Source organism: Sphingobium sp. TCM1 (assembly GCF_001650725.1).
In the GTDB taxonomy this organism is placed as follows: Bacteria; Pseudomonadota; Alphaproteobacteria; order Sphingomonadales; family Sphingomonadaceae; genus Sphingobium.
The window spans coordinates 1-12,714 of record NZ_LXVX01000017.1 but is presented as its reverse complement, the minus strand read 5'-3'; the positions used below and the strand labels follow the sequence as shown (position 1 = coordinate 12,714).

Sequence of the window (12,714 nt, the reverse complement as noted above, 5' to 3'; positions counted from 1 at the left end):
GTCGCGGTCGCGATAATGCCTTCCCCCTCCTTCCGTTCAAGCTTCCTGCCAATGCTGCCCTTCGTCAGCCTCGCCCGCTTAACGGGGACGTCCCCGTCACGCCAGCGATGCCTTGATAGGGTCGCGACGGCGTATTCGCCCGGTTCACGACCCTCGGGAAAGTCGAAGTGGATGAGGGTCAATGTGGATGAAAGCTCATCATCCCGGAAACCGTCTGGGAAAAATCGTTGCGACGCTGCAACGGTCATTCATGAAAATGTCACAAAATCCCGTTTCGGACGAAAACCCACTACCATCGGTGGTGAGGGAAGATACCCTCAAACGGTCCCGTAGAGCGAAGGATTCCAGCCGGTTGCACAAGCAGGCTGAGGGCAAGAGCCACGCGGTGAGCGGGACATGCGACCGGAAATGCCCCGGCGCGTGCAACGCAGATGGCGCGTCCTTGCGCGCCACCCTGCCTGGAGAGAAGACTGCCCAAAGGCGCTGCCCCTAGTGAGGAGAACGCCCATGTATATCGGTCCACAGCTCAGCGAGTTCATTGGCAATTGCCGGATCGTGGAAGACGAATTTGCCTTGAAGGCCCTGCTTTGCGACATCACGCCATCGATCGGCTGCGAGCAGTTCGCGCTCGTCAGCCATGTCGATCTGGTCGGGCCGCCCCGCGAAGCGACCATCATCATGAACTATCATGAGGGATGGGTCGAACGCTCGCTGCTCAGCAACTATTATATTGACGATCCGGTCCACGCGGCCAGCACGCGGACGGTCACCGCCTTTCTCTGGAGCCTCATTCCCTCGATGATCAGCCTGACCCAACGTCAGCTGCGCATCCTCGACGAGGCCCGCCCCTTCGGCCTCGTCGAGGGCCTCACCGTTCCAGTGCATTCGCCCGGCGAATATCGCGGCACCTGCTCCTTTGGAGGACGCGGGCCGATCGAGCTTACCGCGCAACTGCTGGGCGCGGTGCAGGTCATCGGCATGTTCGCCTTCGAAGCCGCGCGGCGGATCCAGTGCAAGCGCTGGGGCCTTGCGACCGGCAACGATCGCGTGCCGACGCTCACTCCCAGACAGCTCGACTGCATCGCGCTTGTCGCCTGCGGCAAGACGGACAGGGAAATCGGCATCATCCTCGAACTCTCCCACCACACGGTGCGGGATTATGTGGAGGATGCGATGCGGCGCTACGATGTCTTCAAGCGCACGGAGCTTGTAGCGCGATGCCTTTTCGACGGGCAGATCTGCTACAGGTCCTTTTGCCGCTCCTAGACTGACGCGGAGAAGCCCGGGCGTTGGGCATCGGCCTGGCCGCTGCTGCCCCTGAATGGCCCGTAACGGCAGACATGAGGTCTGACCGAATGCGCCCGCATGCGCCCGGAGCGCCGCCGTCGCCTGTCACGCCATAACGGCGTCCAATGACCCACATCCGTGGGCCGATGATGCCCCTGGTCATCGCTGCCCGCCATCCCCCTTTTTCGCGGGATGGCTCCCCTCCCCCATCTGCGCGAACCTCGACCGGCAATAGGCAACAGCAGATAGGGAGCCAGAATGACCCATATCATTGAGGGCAGTCGCGAGCAGGAACATGCAGCGCTGCGATCGATGTACGCGGCGCGCAAGAGCGTCTTCGTCGATCTTCTGGGCTGGGATGTCCCGGTTCTCGAGGGCCAATATGAGATCGACCAGTTCGACGGGCCGCAGACCCTCTATCTGATCGCGGCCGAGCCGGACGGCACGCATCTGGGCTCCATGCGGCTGCTGCCCACCAGCGGCCCGACGCTGCTCGGCGACATTTTCGATTTCCTGTGCGAGGCCGGTCCCCCGGCCAGCCAGGCAGTCTGGGAAATCTCGCGCTTCTGCCTGTCGCGCGACCTCATGGCCGCGCAGCGACGGCAGGTCCGCAACCGGCTGGTGACAATGGCGGCGCGCTTCGCGCTCGACAATGGCATCGAGCACTATTGCTGCGTCGCCGACATGCCCTGGTTCAGCCAGATCCTGTCCTTCGGTTGGGAATGTCGCCCGCTCGGTCTCCCGCAGATGCTTCCCTGCGGCATGACGGGCGCCATGGAGATCAGCATCGACGAGGACACCCCGTCGCGCATGGCCGAAGCGGGCGTCTGGCAGGACACACCCGTTCATTTCGCGGCTGCTGCGGCGGCCTGAGGAGAAGCGACCATGGCAAATTTACCCGACATTGCCCCGCTCGCCGATCGTCACGCGAGCGCCCTGCTCGACCAGGGCTATTGCATCATTCCTGCCGCCCTCCCCGCCGCCTCCGCCCGAGACCTCGCCGAGGATCTCTCCGCGGATTTCGAGAGGGCTGCGGCTTCCACCGGTCCCTTCTACGGCAATGACACGAAGAGGTTCGGCAGCCTGCTCAATCGCTCTCCGCATGCCCAGGCCTTCGTCCAGCATGACCTCATACTGGCGGTAGTCCGCAGGATCCTTGGCCCCTGGTGCGACCATGTCGCGCTCAACCTCACCCAGGCGATCGAACTCATGCCCGGCTCGATCGAGCAGGTGCCGCACCGCGATCAGGACATGTGGCCGTGCAGCCGCTTGGTTGATCCCGACCTCCATGTCGAATTCCTGGTCAATGTGATGTGGCCCTTCACATCCTTTACCACGGACAATGGCGCCACGCGGCTCTGGCCGGGCAGCCACCGGCGGCAGCAGGAGATGATCCTTGATCCCGACGACGCGATTGTTGCCGAGATGGAGCCGGGTTCGGCCCTTCTGTTTCTCGGATCGACGCTTCACGCGGGCGGCGCCAACAGGACCGACAACCCCCGTCGCGGCATGATCGTCAGCTATGCGCTGGGTTGGCTCAAGCCCTATGAGCTGCAGTGGCTGGCTTATCCACCTGACGTGGCGAGGCAATTCGACCCGGACCTTTCGGACCTCGTCGGCTATCGCATCCATCGTCCGAACCTCGGCAATTATGAGGGCCGCTGTCCCTCAACGATGCTGCGCAATCCCGATGCCAAGGTCGGCGCCGTCGACGCGCTGGGCGACGAGCAGCATGCGCTGATCGAGGCCTATCGCCGCGAGGGACTGTCGTCTTCCGTCGCTCCGTCCTGAAGAAAGGCGGACACGCATGGACATGACAAGGAAAGGCGAGCCCATCGGTCCGCAGGAATCGGAAAAGGCTCGACGCCAGGATCGCGCGCGGATCTGCCGGGCCCTCATGGAGGAACGGCGGCTGGTGCAGGCAGCCTTTGGGCAGAAATTATGTGCCAATTTCAACTGGGATATGCTGCTTGAACTTTATGAAGCGGAGAGCGAAGGACGGGACGTCTATCAGTCTGCGCTCTGCCTCTCGGCCGGCATACCGGATTCCAGCGCACACCGTTGGGCAGCAAAGCTTGCCGCCCGAGGGGTGTTCGCACGCCGGCATGACGATATGGACAAGCGGCGGATTATCGTCACCATGACGGACGACACCCGGCACGCTTTGGACCGTATCATGGACGGGCTTGCACGATGGGCCCCGTGAGCCGGGAGTTGCGTCGCCGCCGCGCATCTCATATGATGCGTGATGACAGATGCGACAGGGATGATCCGATGCGTACGACGCTGGTCATAGATGATGATGTGATGGAAGCCGCGCGCGCCATCGCGGAGCATCAGAACCGTTCGATCGGCCAGGTCGTTTCCGATCTGGCCCGCCGCTCGCTGCGCGCCCCCGAAGCCGCACGCAGCCGCAACGGCATCGCTCTCCTCGCCGCGAAACCCGGCGTCGTGGTGACGCCAGAGATCGTCAATGCGCTGCGAGACGAGGCGCCGTGACCTATCTTCTCGACGTCAATGTGCTCGTTGCTCTGATCGATCCCAATCATGTCGGCCATGATGCCGCGCATCACTGGTTCGAGTCCATCGGCGCCAGGGCCTGGGCGACTTGCCCCATCACCGAAAATGGGGTCGTCCGCATCGTGGGGAACGTCAAATATCCCTCGACTCCCGGTTCGCCAGCCGAGGTGGCGCGCATCATCGGGCAGATGCGGCAGTTGCCAGGGCACAGCTTCTGGGCTGACGATATCAGCCTGCTGGCCGACGAGCGGGTCGACGAGAGCCAGCTTCTCACCTCTGCGCAGGTTACCGACACCTATCTCCTCGCGCTTGCCGTGGCGCATGATGGCAAGCTTGCCACGTTCGACCGGCGGCTTTCGCCCCGGGCCGTCAGCGGCGGCAAGGCAGCCCTTCACCTCATCGGACATCAATGATGCGCACGGACCTCGACCATCTCCCCGCGGCCAAGCAGCGCGAGCTCGAGGAGGTCGTTCGCATTCTGTTCGCGGAATTTCGCGAGGCGACCGAAAATGCGACGGGCCGGCGGAAATCGGCGCGCATCCTCAAGATCATCCTGTTCGGCTCCTATGCGCGAGGCGACTGGGTCGATGCGCCGTTCGACGCCAATCAGTACAAGTCGGACATGGATATACTGGTGGTCGTCAACCAGAAGGAGATGGCCGACGTCGCCGCATACTGGTCGGTAGCGGAGCAGAGGCTTTTCGACGCCTACCTCATCGAGAAGCGGATCAACACGCCGGTGCATTTCATCGTCCATTCGCTCCAGCAGGTGAACCAGGGCCTTGCCCATGGCCGGGTCTTCTTCATGGAGATCGCCGAACAAGGCATCGCACTTTATGACGGAGACAGTCGCGAACTAGCCAAGCCCAAGCCCAAGACGCCTAACCAGGCGCTGGAGGCCGCCCAGGAATATTTTGACGAATATTTCCCGGACGCGATGAGCAATTTCGAACTCGCAAAGGTTGCGGTTGAGCGAAATTTCCACAAACAGGCGGCGTTCCTGTTCCATCGAACTACAGAGGCACTGTATCAGGCCATCCTGCTCACGTTGACGTTCTATACGCCTTACGATCACAATGTCGCGTTCCTGCGACTTCAGGCCGAGGGCCGGGACAAATCTCTATTCGACGTCTGGCCGCGCGGTACCCGGAAGGAACGCGCGATGTTCCAGAAGCTCAAGGACGCCTATGTGAAGGCGCGGTACTCCAAGCATTACCGGATCACCTCTGAGGAATTGAACTGGCTCGCCGAGCGGATCGAAATTCTGGGGCAGCTGACCCACCAGATATGCACGGCTCATATCGCGAATCTCCGCAAGAATGCTGCCCACTGAGGCGATGGAATATAGGGCTGCTGCATCGTGAATAGTGCGTTGGCATTGGCTCGGACACCTTTTCCAACGTCAAACCCAGAGGCCCCACAACGGCAAGGACGGGGACTTTGTGATCTGTCCGGTTTTGGACACCGGAAAGGTGAAAGCCGCCGTTCTTCGCGCGGTCTAGTGGCGGCTTTGAGGGCAACAGCTGGGACAAGCGCGTCAACCTTTGGACGGGAGATCGCGTCGCGCTTTTAGCTCGGCTCTGATGTCGGCGGGTGGACGATTCCAGTCGTCGGCCTCGGTATCGAACCGGAGCAGGAACTCGAAGAAGACATTATGCGTGCGCTGGGCAGCGGATGCCGCTGTTGCGCCTTTTGCTGTCTGGGCCGCGATGAAAGATTCGATCTGGGCAGTATAGCGCTGCATTAACCCGTTCAGAAGCGGTTGCAGCAAATCAACGACCGCTTGCGCGAACAAGACAGCATCCTCTTCCGATGGCAGGTAACCTTGGTGTACCACTCGGTTCCGCAGGTTCACATGCTTCTGGGCGAGAAGCGGTGGAACCGCGTTGTTTTCGAGCTGATAGAGCCCGATGTACATTCCGAGTTGGCGTTCAGATTGACTCGAAACGTGCTTCCAGGTGGCATCGGCGGTCGCCGGATCGATGTCTTTTGCGCGCGAAACTACGTCGATATAAAATTGCAGCGTCCTTTCGTAGGAGGCCATGAACGACGCGATGGCGTCGCGAAAGTAGCCGTCGACAATGGCCTGCATTCCTGTCTCGGCAAGAAGTTCGAACAGCATTGTTCCGGTCACGATGTCATGAACGTGCCCATGGGCGCATCTGAAGCTATAGTAGCCCTGCTCACTGAACGCTGCTGTTATCCGGCGGCCCGGCGCGTCCTTCGGGCATTTCCAGCAGTGAAATTCCAGTTTCATCGATATTCTCCCGTGCTGGCTAACCCATGCGCCCGTATGCCAAATCGTTAAGTTGTCCAAACTTATCAAAGTCGTTCTTGCCTCCGGCGGGGAAAAGCAGATAGCGTCTCGAAGAAAGGGGGAAGACATGGCGGATCATTCGGCTGCAGATTCGGCGAGCGGATACTTGTACCAGTGTCGGTACGCCCTGCTGGCTGCCCTGAGGCGCCAAGACGTTACGCCCGGTCTGGAGGTGTCGATCGAATGCTTCGACGACATATCCTTTTCGACGGACGGATCCCCCATTGAATTGCTGCAGGCCAAGCACAGCCTGCGACCCAAAGCGATGGGCGACAAGGCAAGGCAATTTTGGAATACCATTGGGATCTGGACGAAGCGGGTGATTGATCACCCCGCCGAGCTAGGGAAGGTGCGACTGACCTTCGTTACAACGTCCAGGCTAGGTCCTGATACCGCTGTGTCGCTTCTCCGCCCTGACCCCAAGACACGGAATGTTGCAGGCGCGGCCACGAAGCTGGCGCTGGCTGCGGAGGAATCGAAGAACACCAAGGTTGAATGGGCAACGAAGCTGTTTCTGGAGCAGTCGCCGGAGATGCGCGAGCAGATTCTCGACATGGTAGAGATGCTCGACGCCTCGCCGACTATCGTCGATGTTTCCGATGCCCTTGCGTTGAGCGTGAAGCGTGCTTGTCGCCCCGATCACCTCGCGGCATTCGTCGAGCGGCTGGAGGGTTGGTGGTTTGGGATCGTAATCGACGCGCTCTCGACGCTGGGCGGCAAGCTAATACCAGTCTCGTTGATCGATTCGAAGGTGGACGATCTGCGGGAGGAGTTCGGACCCGAGCGCCTTCCGCTCGACTACGGAGCAGCAGACCCTTCCGCCGAAGCAATCGGTTTTCTAGAGAACCGCCCCTTCGTGGAACAGTTGAAGCTTATCGGCCTCGGGCCCACGGGCCAGAAAATGGCCATCATCGATTACTTTCGCGCGCGTGAGCAGCGGTCCCGGTGGGCCCGCGACGGGTTGCTGAGGCAGAACGAGCTCACGGATTACGGTCGGCAGCTAACCGAGCACTGGCAGCGTCGTAGGGGTGTGGCAGAGGCACGAGTAAAGACGGGCATGTCCGAGGCGGAACTCGCCGGTATCGGCATGGACGTGTTCTCCACGACGACCAACAACTGCATTCCGATACGAGAGGTTAGCGAAGCATACGTCTCGCAAGGATCCTACCACATGCTGTCGGATGAGCGACGGATCGGATGGCATCCGGAATTCACCGAGCGGCTAGGCGGCACGAGCGCGGGAGGCGACGATGAACCCGGCGTGGAATGAGAGGTCAATTGAGGACCAGACCCTTTTCAACCCTGCTTTTTGCGCCATTCTGCTACGCACGGCGTGCCGCGGTTACCAAGAAGGAGGCGGCGACGGGCGCGCGATGCCCCTGGCCCATTGCTTCCTTGTCCTTCCGATCGTCCTGAACGCCGGGATGCGAGGTGCTTTGCCGACATTGAAGACGAGGATGACAACGTGGGTCACGTCGCATCCTGAACATGCCAGCGAATTTGCCGACAGGTCGCGCGAACTAGTCGGTACCGCGCGCGAGGCCATACAGTTCGGCTGCACGCAGGACTGGCTCACGATCGCTGGGGATGGACTGCGACCGGGCCCGCATCGGTTCCGTCCAGACCCGCCGCGTCTCGCCACGGACACGGACGATGTTCGTGCTTGTTACGAAGCCGCCCGTTTCGTCGGCCGCTGGCTCCCTAAGGACGACCGCCAGTCCACTATACTCTCGATGCTTGGAGTGACCCCTTGAGCCTTAGAATACTGGAAATCGGCGTTTATGGACATAACGGCGAACTGAGCTCGGTGAGCCTTAACCCTTCCGGCCTGAGCATCATCACGGGCGCGTCGAAAACCGGAAAGTCGTCGCTCATCGACATCATTGAATTCTGTTTCGGCCGCGATCAATGTCATGTCTCGGACGGTGTAATTCGTCAGCATGTGGCTTGGTACGGCATACTGCTCGATCGGGGAGGCAGTCGGGTATTTCTCGCTCGTCGCAATCCCAAACCGCCGAAAACCCGCGATCCTGACGTTTACTATGCGGTAGGGACCGATTTGCAGATGCCCAACACCGTTGGCTGGAAGCCCAATCTGAGCGTTGACGACATCGAGACCATTCTCACGTCGTCTGTTGGTATCGCCGAGAATCAGACAACCGTCCCAGATGGTCAGACCCGCAAGCCGATCAGCGCCAACATCCGTCATGCCCTGATGTTCTGTATCCAGGATCAGGACGAGATCGACAGTCGTAAGATCCTTTTTCATCGGCAGGGTGAACCGTTCCTTCCGCAGACGATCAAGGACGTATTGCCCTATTTCCTGGGAGCTATTGATGAAGATTTGCTGCGCCACAAAGTCCAGTTAGATATCGAGAAGAAGGAACTCAGAAAGCTGCAAAAGGCGGCGGATGAACGACAGCAGCTGGCAAACATGTCGATCGCTCGCACCGAGGATATTTTCCGTGAAGCCCAATCCGTTGGATTGCTTCCGTCGGGGCCGCCGCCTGCCAGCGATGTCGCGCTCACAGACCTGCGTGCGATCAATCCCGTTATACAGGAGGTTCCCGTGCCTCCAGACTCGACGGAGCCGATCGCAATTCTGCGTCGTGAGCGGTCATCGCTTCGGCGTGAGCTGACTGCGGTCAAGGAGCGCCTGCGCCAACTCAGAAACGTCGAGGATGTGGCCGGTAGTTTCGCGCGCGAAGCTGAGGAACAGCGGGGCCGGTTGGCGACGCTGGGTCTAATTGCGAAGGGCGACGTTGAGACCTGCGCGCTGTGTGGATCGTCCGATGTGCACGTCCCTTCCGCCATAGAGATGAATGAAACTCTCAACGGCATCGACGAGCAGCTAAGCCAAGTCCAACGCGAGGTGCCTCGGCTTCAAGAAGCGCAGGCTGACCTTGTTCTAAAGCAGAACGACATAGAGGACGGTCTTAAGCGTAACCAGGGCCGGATCGACGCTCTCGCTAAGCTGGACGATGCGTTTCGGACGGAACGGGATGGTCAGCTCCGGCTGGCTCGTACTCTGGGCCGGATCGCCTACTTCCTCGAGACCCTCCCACCACCGCCCGCTACTTCGGTTTCGGCCGACGAGCTTGACGAGGTCCGCAGGCGCGTCGCTGCACTGGAGAGACTCGTCGATCCCGAGAACACCGCAGAGCGCCTTACGTCGATACTGAACCTGATCGGCGAGTTCATGACGCAGGATTCTCAGAAACTGGATCTGGAGCACAGTGGCAGCAGGCTGCGCCTAGATATTCGACAACTCGCCGTTATCGCGGACACGCTCGACGGGCCCGTTCCGCTCTTCAGAATGGGCAGTGGAGAAAACTGGGTAGGCTATCACGTCCTAGCCCATCTCGCCCTGCACCGATGGTTCAGGCAGAAGGATCGTCCTGTCCCAGGTTTCCTTTTCTTCGATCAGCCCTCGCAGGCGCATTATCCGGCAGAACGGGATCGCGAAGGCGACATCTCCATTCTTCCGGACGCGGACCGTGAGGCGGTCTTCAAGCTTTTCAAGTTGATGTTCGACGTCGCAGAGGAACTGTCGCCCCATTTTCAGCTGATCGTCACCGACCATGCTGACCTCAGGGATCAATGGTTCGCGGATGCGGTTGTCGCCCGCTGGCGAGGTGAGGGACTCGTGCCTCAGCATTGGATCGATTCACGTCGGTGACGTGGTTCGATTGCAATTGCCGCGCTCGTGGCAGTGCGGTGCTTTGCCGGCGCCAAGACACAGTAATTGATCGCAGGAAGTGCAGCTTCCTTGAGATTCTGATCAAGAAATCTGAAGAACTGAAGAGACCAGTCAGCAGCCTTGTATAAGGAACAGAGCTATGGGGGACGGTGATGTCTAAGGCAGAACCGGAGAGGTTTTTACTTTATATCGATATTCTCGGCTTTTCCGAGATGACGAAAAATGATCCGCGCAAGGTCGCGCGGACGTACTCTATTTTAAACAAGTTAAACGCCCACAAGGACGACGCTTTCAAGACGATCGTGTTCTCAGACACGGTACTCGTCTACAATCCTCGAGAGGCCCGAAATGATGAAGAGAGAAATTTCTTTGTATGGTATTTAACTGAGTTTGCAGAGGACCTGTATCATAAGCTGGTAGGCCAAGATATTTGGTTCAGGGCGGTCCTACTAGCGGGCGATTTCCATCACTACCGACTTGAAAACGTTGAATGCTTTTACGGCATGGCGCTGATTCAAGCTTATCTCGCTGAAAAGCGGTTGCCGATGATGGGTTTAGCCCTTCATTCGTCCTGTCTGCCCTACAGCCGCTTCTTTAGGCTCGCGCCTTTCGCCGATGATTTCTCGTTTGTCTATCTAAGCCGTCCTCTCGAATACCTGCACGAGGCATCCGGTGATCAGTATCCTGTCCCGAGTTCGATTGTTTCCGATCATTCTCCAAACTTACCAGAGGGCGTGCGCTACCTCTCGGACATTTATCGATTGATGCGCTCGCATGACGACCCGATCGTACGGGCTAAGGCGCTCACCACTTGGGATTTTCATGCGCGCCGATATCCCGGCATGGTCGCAGCATTGATCGCGAACGATTTCGATTTAGGAGCCTTAGCCCCACCGGGTACATGGGCCGACGAATCCAAGGCTCTGGAAGACAATATCAAATACTATAAGCGTGCGGGCGCAGGGACCGAGATGTCCATGAGCTTCACAAATCGACGTACTACTAAGCCGAAGCGCTCGCCAAGGGAGGATCGCTGATGGATGCGAAGATTATGGATCAACGTCGGCCCCTCGACCAGTGCCGCTGCCTTTCGATATCGCGCTGACCTTGAAGCTGGACGATCTGATCCGGAGACCTTGATGCCCCAAATGAACAATGCGGAAATTGAAGCAGGGATAAGAAGCGGTACCATTTTAGGCTTGGCGATTGACACCTCGATCTTCGACAGGTTTGGCTGCGACCTCAAGCATCACAGGCTTTTACCGCTTCAGCAACTGGCCGGCAGCAAGCTTCAACTGCTGCTGCCTGAGGTCGTCGCGCGCGAGATTGTCGATCATATCAGCCGGCGGGCTCTCGAGAGCCGCGCTAGTCTGGTGAAGGCGCTGACCGACTTTCGCCGCTATTGGCAGACGGATGAGCCTAAAGATCCACCACTTCAGGATTCATATGTTGAGGCCCAGAAGCAGGTCGACCAATTCCTTGCTCTAACAGATGGCAAGCAGATATCTCTATCCGGGGCAAAAAACCTCGCCGCGGAGGCAAGTGACCTCTACTTCGCCTGCAAGCCTCCCTTCGAACAGCGCGAGCAGAAGAAATATGAATTCCCCGACGCCTTGGCGCTGCTAAGTCTGGAAGCTCTGGCCGAGCGGCGCAACAAGGAAATCCTATGCGTAAGCGCGGACAAGGGGTGGCAATCTTATTGTGCCGGGTCCGCCCGCCTTATCTGCGTGGAAGAACTCGAAACGGCATTGGCCTGCATCAACAGTTCGGGCCGTGCGCGTGCCGAGGGAGTGTGGCGCCTTTTACGGGAACGCGGAAAGAACCACTTCTTCTATGAACCGATACGTGCCGCATTTCGCGCGCGCTTCCGCGTGCTAGATTTTGTGCCCGAAATCCAGTCGACTTTCGAATATGAGGCAAAGCCCGAACTTGAAGATCTCGACGAAATCGATTTCAAGACCGCCGGTGAGCCGGTGGTGGTCGAAGCCGACGCCGAAAGCGTAACTTTCGTATTCAAGGTGAAAGCCCGCGTTATCTTCATCGCTGACTTCTCTTTTTATGCCTCTCACACGGTACAGGATGAAGGCATGGAATTCGCGGCTGCACGGCGGGACGTCGCGCGAACGATCGAATATGAAGTGCTGCTGACAGTCACGCGTGACGAGCATGTTTTGGGTGAAGTCCGGCAGGTGTTTGTCGACCGGCCCAAATTGCGCGTTGATTTCGGAGTGATCGATCCATTCAATCCCTGACTTTTAGGAAGAGTATCGACCTGCTGCCAGTGATGGGCGGGCTCCCGATTTCATGCTCAGCGCAGATGCTGGAGCATCGCTTCCTCGACCTCAGACGCGATCTGAGAAGCGGTCATGAGCATCGATCCGGCGCATGGGAAGCACCAGCTCGCGCTTGTAGATCTCTGTCTTGAGAAACAGGAGCTCGGCCTCCTGCAGGGCTTCTGGAACATCGATATACCAGCTTCTCGGCTGGGATCCCGGCTCGCCATTCCAACGGTAGCCCCGCACCTTCAACACGTCCTTCGTTTCGTACGGCGAGTTTTCGGCCCATATCCGAACGTTGGGAAGGCGAGCTGCATCGAGCAGCCGACTGAGGCCGCTGACCCGGGAACGGGGAAGCGGCGCCGCGAGCAGCTCGATCGTCGCGAGACAGTCATGCACGGCCCGGTGGCGCTCGTAAAAGAAACCGGCTGCTTGGGCGAGATAACCCAATTTCGTGCCCTCATATCCCTCGGCCGCCCAATCGATCTGGCTAAGCGAGCACGCCCATGGCTTGGCTGTCAAACGGCGTTCAAAAGGGACCCCCGATCGGCGTCGAAGAGGGACCCCCTTTTCAGATAATATGATGCTGGTTTGTTGAAGATGGCCTTGCGCTG

Annotated in this window: 13 protein-coding genes and 1 pseudogene; 12 read left to right on the top strand and 2 right to left on the bottom strand. The window is 59.1% G+C overall.

The features are described from left to right. Positions 1-507: 507 nt before the first annotated feature. From A7Q26_RS13860 to A7Q26_RS13830, 7 genes are all read left to right on the top strand, one after another. Complete coding sequence (locus tag A7Q26_RS13860) at positions 508-1,266, top strand: LuxR family transcriptional regulator (RefSeq protein ID WP_066860650.1); 759 nt, start codon at positions 508-510, stop codon at positions 1,264-1,266. A gap of 279 nt (positions 1,267-1,545) precedes the next feature. After that, positions 1,546-2,160 (top strand): acyl-homoserine-lactone synthase, encoded by a 615-nt coding sequence (locus A7Q26_RS13855; protein WP_066860648.1) that lies wholly within the window; start codon positions 1,546-1,548, stop codon positions 2,158-2,160. Between the two features lie 12 nt (positions 2,161-2,172). Then, positions 2,173-3,078: a phytanoyl-CoA dioxygenase family protein gene (locus A7Q26_RS13850; protein ID WP_066860645.1), complete on the top strand. Its 906-nt coding sequence runs from the start codon at positions 2,173-2,175 to the stop codon at positions 3,076-3,078. 16 nt (positions 3,079-3,094) lie between these two features. Beyond that, positions 3,095-3,493 (top strand): hypothetical protein, encoded by a 399-nt coding sequence (locus A7Q26_RS13845; RefSeq protein WP_084439125.1) that lies wholly within the window; start codon positions 3,095-3,097, stop codon positions 3,491-3,493. Between the two features lie 68 nt (positions 3,494-3,561). Beyond that, a complete protein-coding gene (locus A7Q26_RS25190; protein ID WP_066860643.1) occupies positions 3,562-3,786 on the top strand; it encodes a CopG family transcriptional regulator in 225 nt (74 codons plus the stop codon). Then, positions 3,783-4,220 carry a TA system VapC family ribonuclease toxin gene (locus A7Q26_RS25185; RefSeq protein ID WP_066860640.1) on the top strand — a complete coding sequence of 146 codons (438 nt, stop codon included), beginning with the start codon at positions 3,783-3,785 and terminating at the stop codon, positions 4,218-4,220. Before A7Q26_RS25190 ends, A7Q26_RS25185 begins: the two co-directional genes overlap by 4 nt. Beyond that, a complete protein-coding gene (locus tag A7Q26_RS13830; RefSeq protein WP_066860779.1) occupies positions 4,220-5,140 on the top strand; it encodes a nucleotidyltransferase and HEPN domain-containing protein in 921 nt (306 codons plus the stop codon). Before A7Q26_RS25185 ends, A7Q26_RS13830 begins: the two co-directional genes overlap by 1 nt. 204 nt (positions 5,141-5,344) lie before the next feature. Here the strand turns inward: A7Q26_RS13830 and A7Q26_RS13825 are convergent, their stop codons facing one another. After that, positions 5,345-6,064: a hypothetical protein gene (locus A7Q26_RS13825; protein ID WP_066860637.1), complete on the bottom strand. Its 720-nt coding sequence runs from the start codon at positions 6,062-6,064 to the stop codon at positions 5,345-5,347. Positions 6,065-6,191: 127 nt separating this feature from the next. On the opposite strand from A7Q26_RS13825, the gene A7Q26_RS13820 reads away from it, so the two are divergent. The 5 genes from A7Q26_RS13820 (at position 6,192) to A7Q26_RS13800 (ending at position 12,076) form a co-directional block, all read left to right on the top strand. Then, the gene (locus tag A7Q26_RS13820; protein WP_066860634.1) at positions 6,192-7,394 is read left to right on the top strand and encodes an ABC-three component system protein; all 1,203 of its coding nucleotides are present in this window, start codon (positions 6,192-6,194) and stop codon (positions 7,392-7,394) included. Beyond that, a complete protein-coding gene (locus A7Q26_RS26325) occupies positions 7,375-7,878 on the top strand; it encodes a three component ABC system middle component (RefSeq protein WP_066860631.1) in 504 nt (167 codons plus the stop codon). Before A7Q26_RS13820 ends, A7Q26_RS26325 begins: the two co-directional genes overlap by 20 nt. Further along, positions 7,875-9,803 (top strand): DUF3732 domain-containing protein, encoded by a 1,929-nt coding sequence (locus A7Q26_RS13810; RefSeq protein WP_066860628.1) that lies wholly within the window; start codon positions 7,875-7,877, stop codon positions 9,801-9,803. The genes A7Q26_RS26325 and A7Q26_RS13810 overlap by 4 nt, the downstream gene beginning before the upstream one ends. A 173-nt stretch (positions 9,804-9,976) precedes the next feature. Then, entirely contained in the window at positions 9,977-10,861 is an 885-nt protein-coding gene (locus tag A7Q26_RS13805; RefSeq protein ID WP_066860625.1) for a hypothetical protein, read from the top strand. A 111-nt stretch (positions 10,862-10,972) separates the two neighbouring features. Beyond that, complete coding sequence (locus tag A7Q26_RS13800) at positions 10,973-12,076, top strand: PIN domain-containing protein (protein ID WP_157102551.1); 1,104 nt, start codon at positions 10,973-10,975, stop codon at positions 12,074-12,076. A gap of 90 nt (positions 12,077-12,166) precedes the next feature. Here the strand turns inward: A7Q26_RS13800 and A7Q26_RS13795 are convergent. Further along, positions 12,167-12,714, bottom strand: a pseudogene (locus A7Q26_RS13795) (hypothetical protein); the annotation flags it as partial.

Bases quoted from the DNA above. Each gene is read 5' to 3' on its own strand.
- A7Q26_RS13860 (WP_066860650.1), top strand. From the start codon at position 508: ATGTATATCGGTCCACAGCTCAGCGAGTTCATTGGCAATTGCCGGATC.
- A7Q26_RS13855 (WP_066860648.1), top strand. From the start codon at position 1,546: ATGACCCATATCATTGAGGGCAGTCGCGAGCAGGAACATGCAGCGCTG.
- A7Q26_RS13850 (WP_066860645.1), top strand. From the start codon at position 2,173: ATGGCAAATTTACCCGACATTGCCCCGCTCGCCGATCGTCACGCGAGC.
- A7Q26_RS13845 (WP_084439125.1), top strand. From the start codon at position 3,095: ATGGACATGACAAGGAAAGGCGAGCCCATCGGTCCGCAGGAATCGGAA.
- A7Q26_RS25190 (WP_066860643.1), top strand. From the start codon at position 3,562: ATGCGTACGACGCTGGTCATAGATGATGATGTGATGGAAGCCGCGCGC.
- A7Q26_RS13830 (WP_066860779.1), top strand. From the start codon at position 4,220: ATGCGCACGGACCTCGACCATCTCCCCGCGGCCAAGCAGCGCGAGCTC.
- A7Q26_RS13825 (WP_066860637.1), bottom strand. From the start codon at position 6,064: ATGAAACTGGAATTTCACTGCTGGAAATGCCCGAAGGACGCGCCGGGC.
- A7Q26_RS13820 (WP_066860634.1), top strand. From the start codon at position 6,192: ATGGCGGATCATTCGGCTGCAGATTCGGCGAGCGGATACTTGTACCAG.
- A7Q26_RS26325 (WP_066860631.1), top strand. From the start codon at position 7,375: ATGAACCCGGCGTGGAATGAGAGGTCAATTGAGGACCAGACCCTTTTC.
- A7Q26_RS13805 (WP_066860625.1), top strand. From the start codon at position 9,977: ATGTCTAAGGCAGAACCGGAGAGGTTTTTACTTTATATCGATATTCTC.
- A7Q26_RS13800 (WP_157102551.1), top strand. From the start codon at position 10,973: ATGAACAATGCGGAAATTGAAGCAGGGATAAGAAGCGGTACCATTTTA.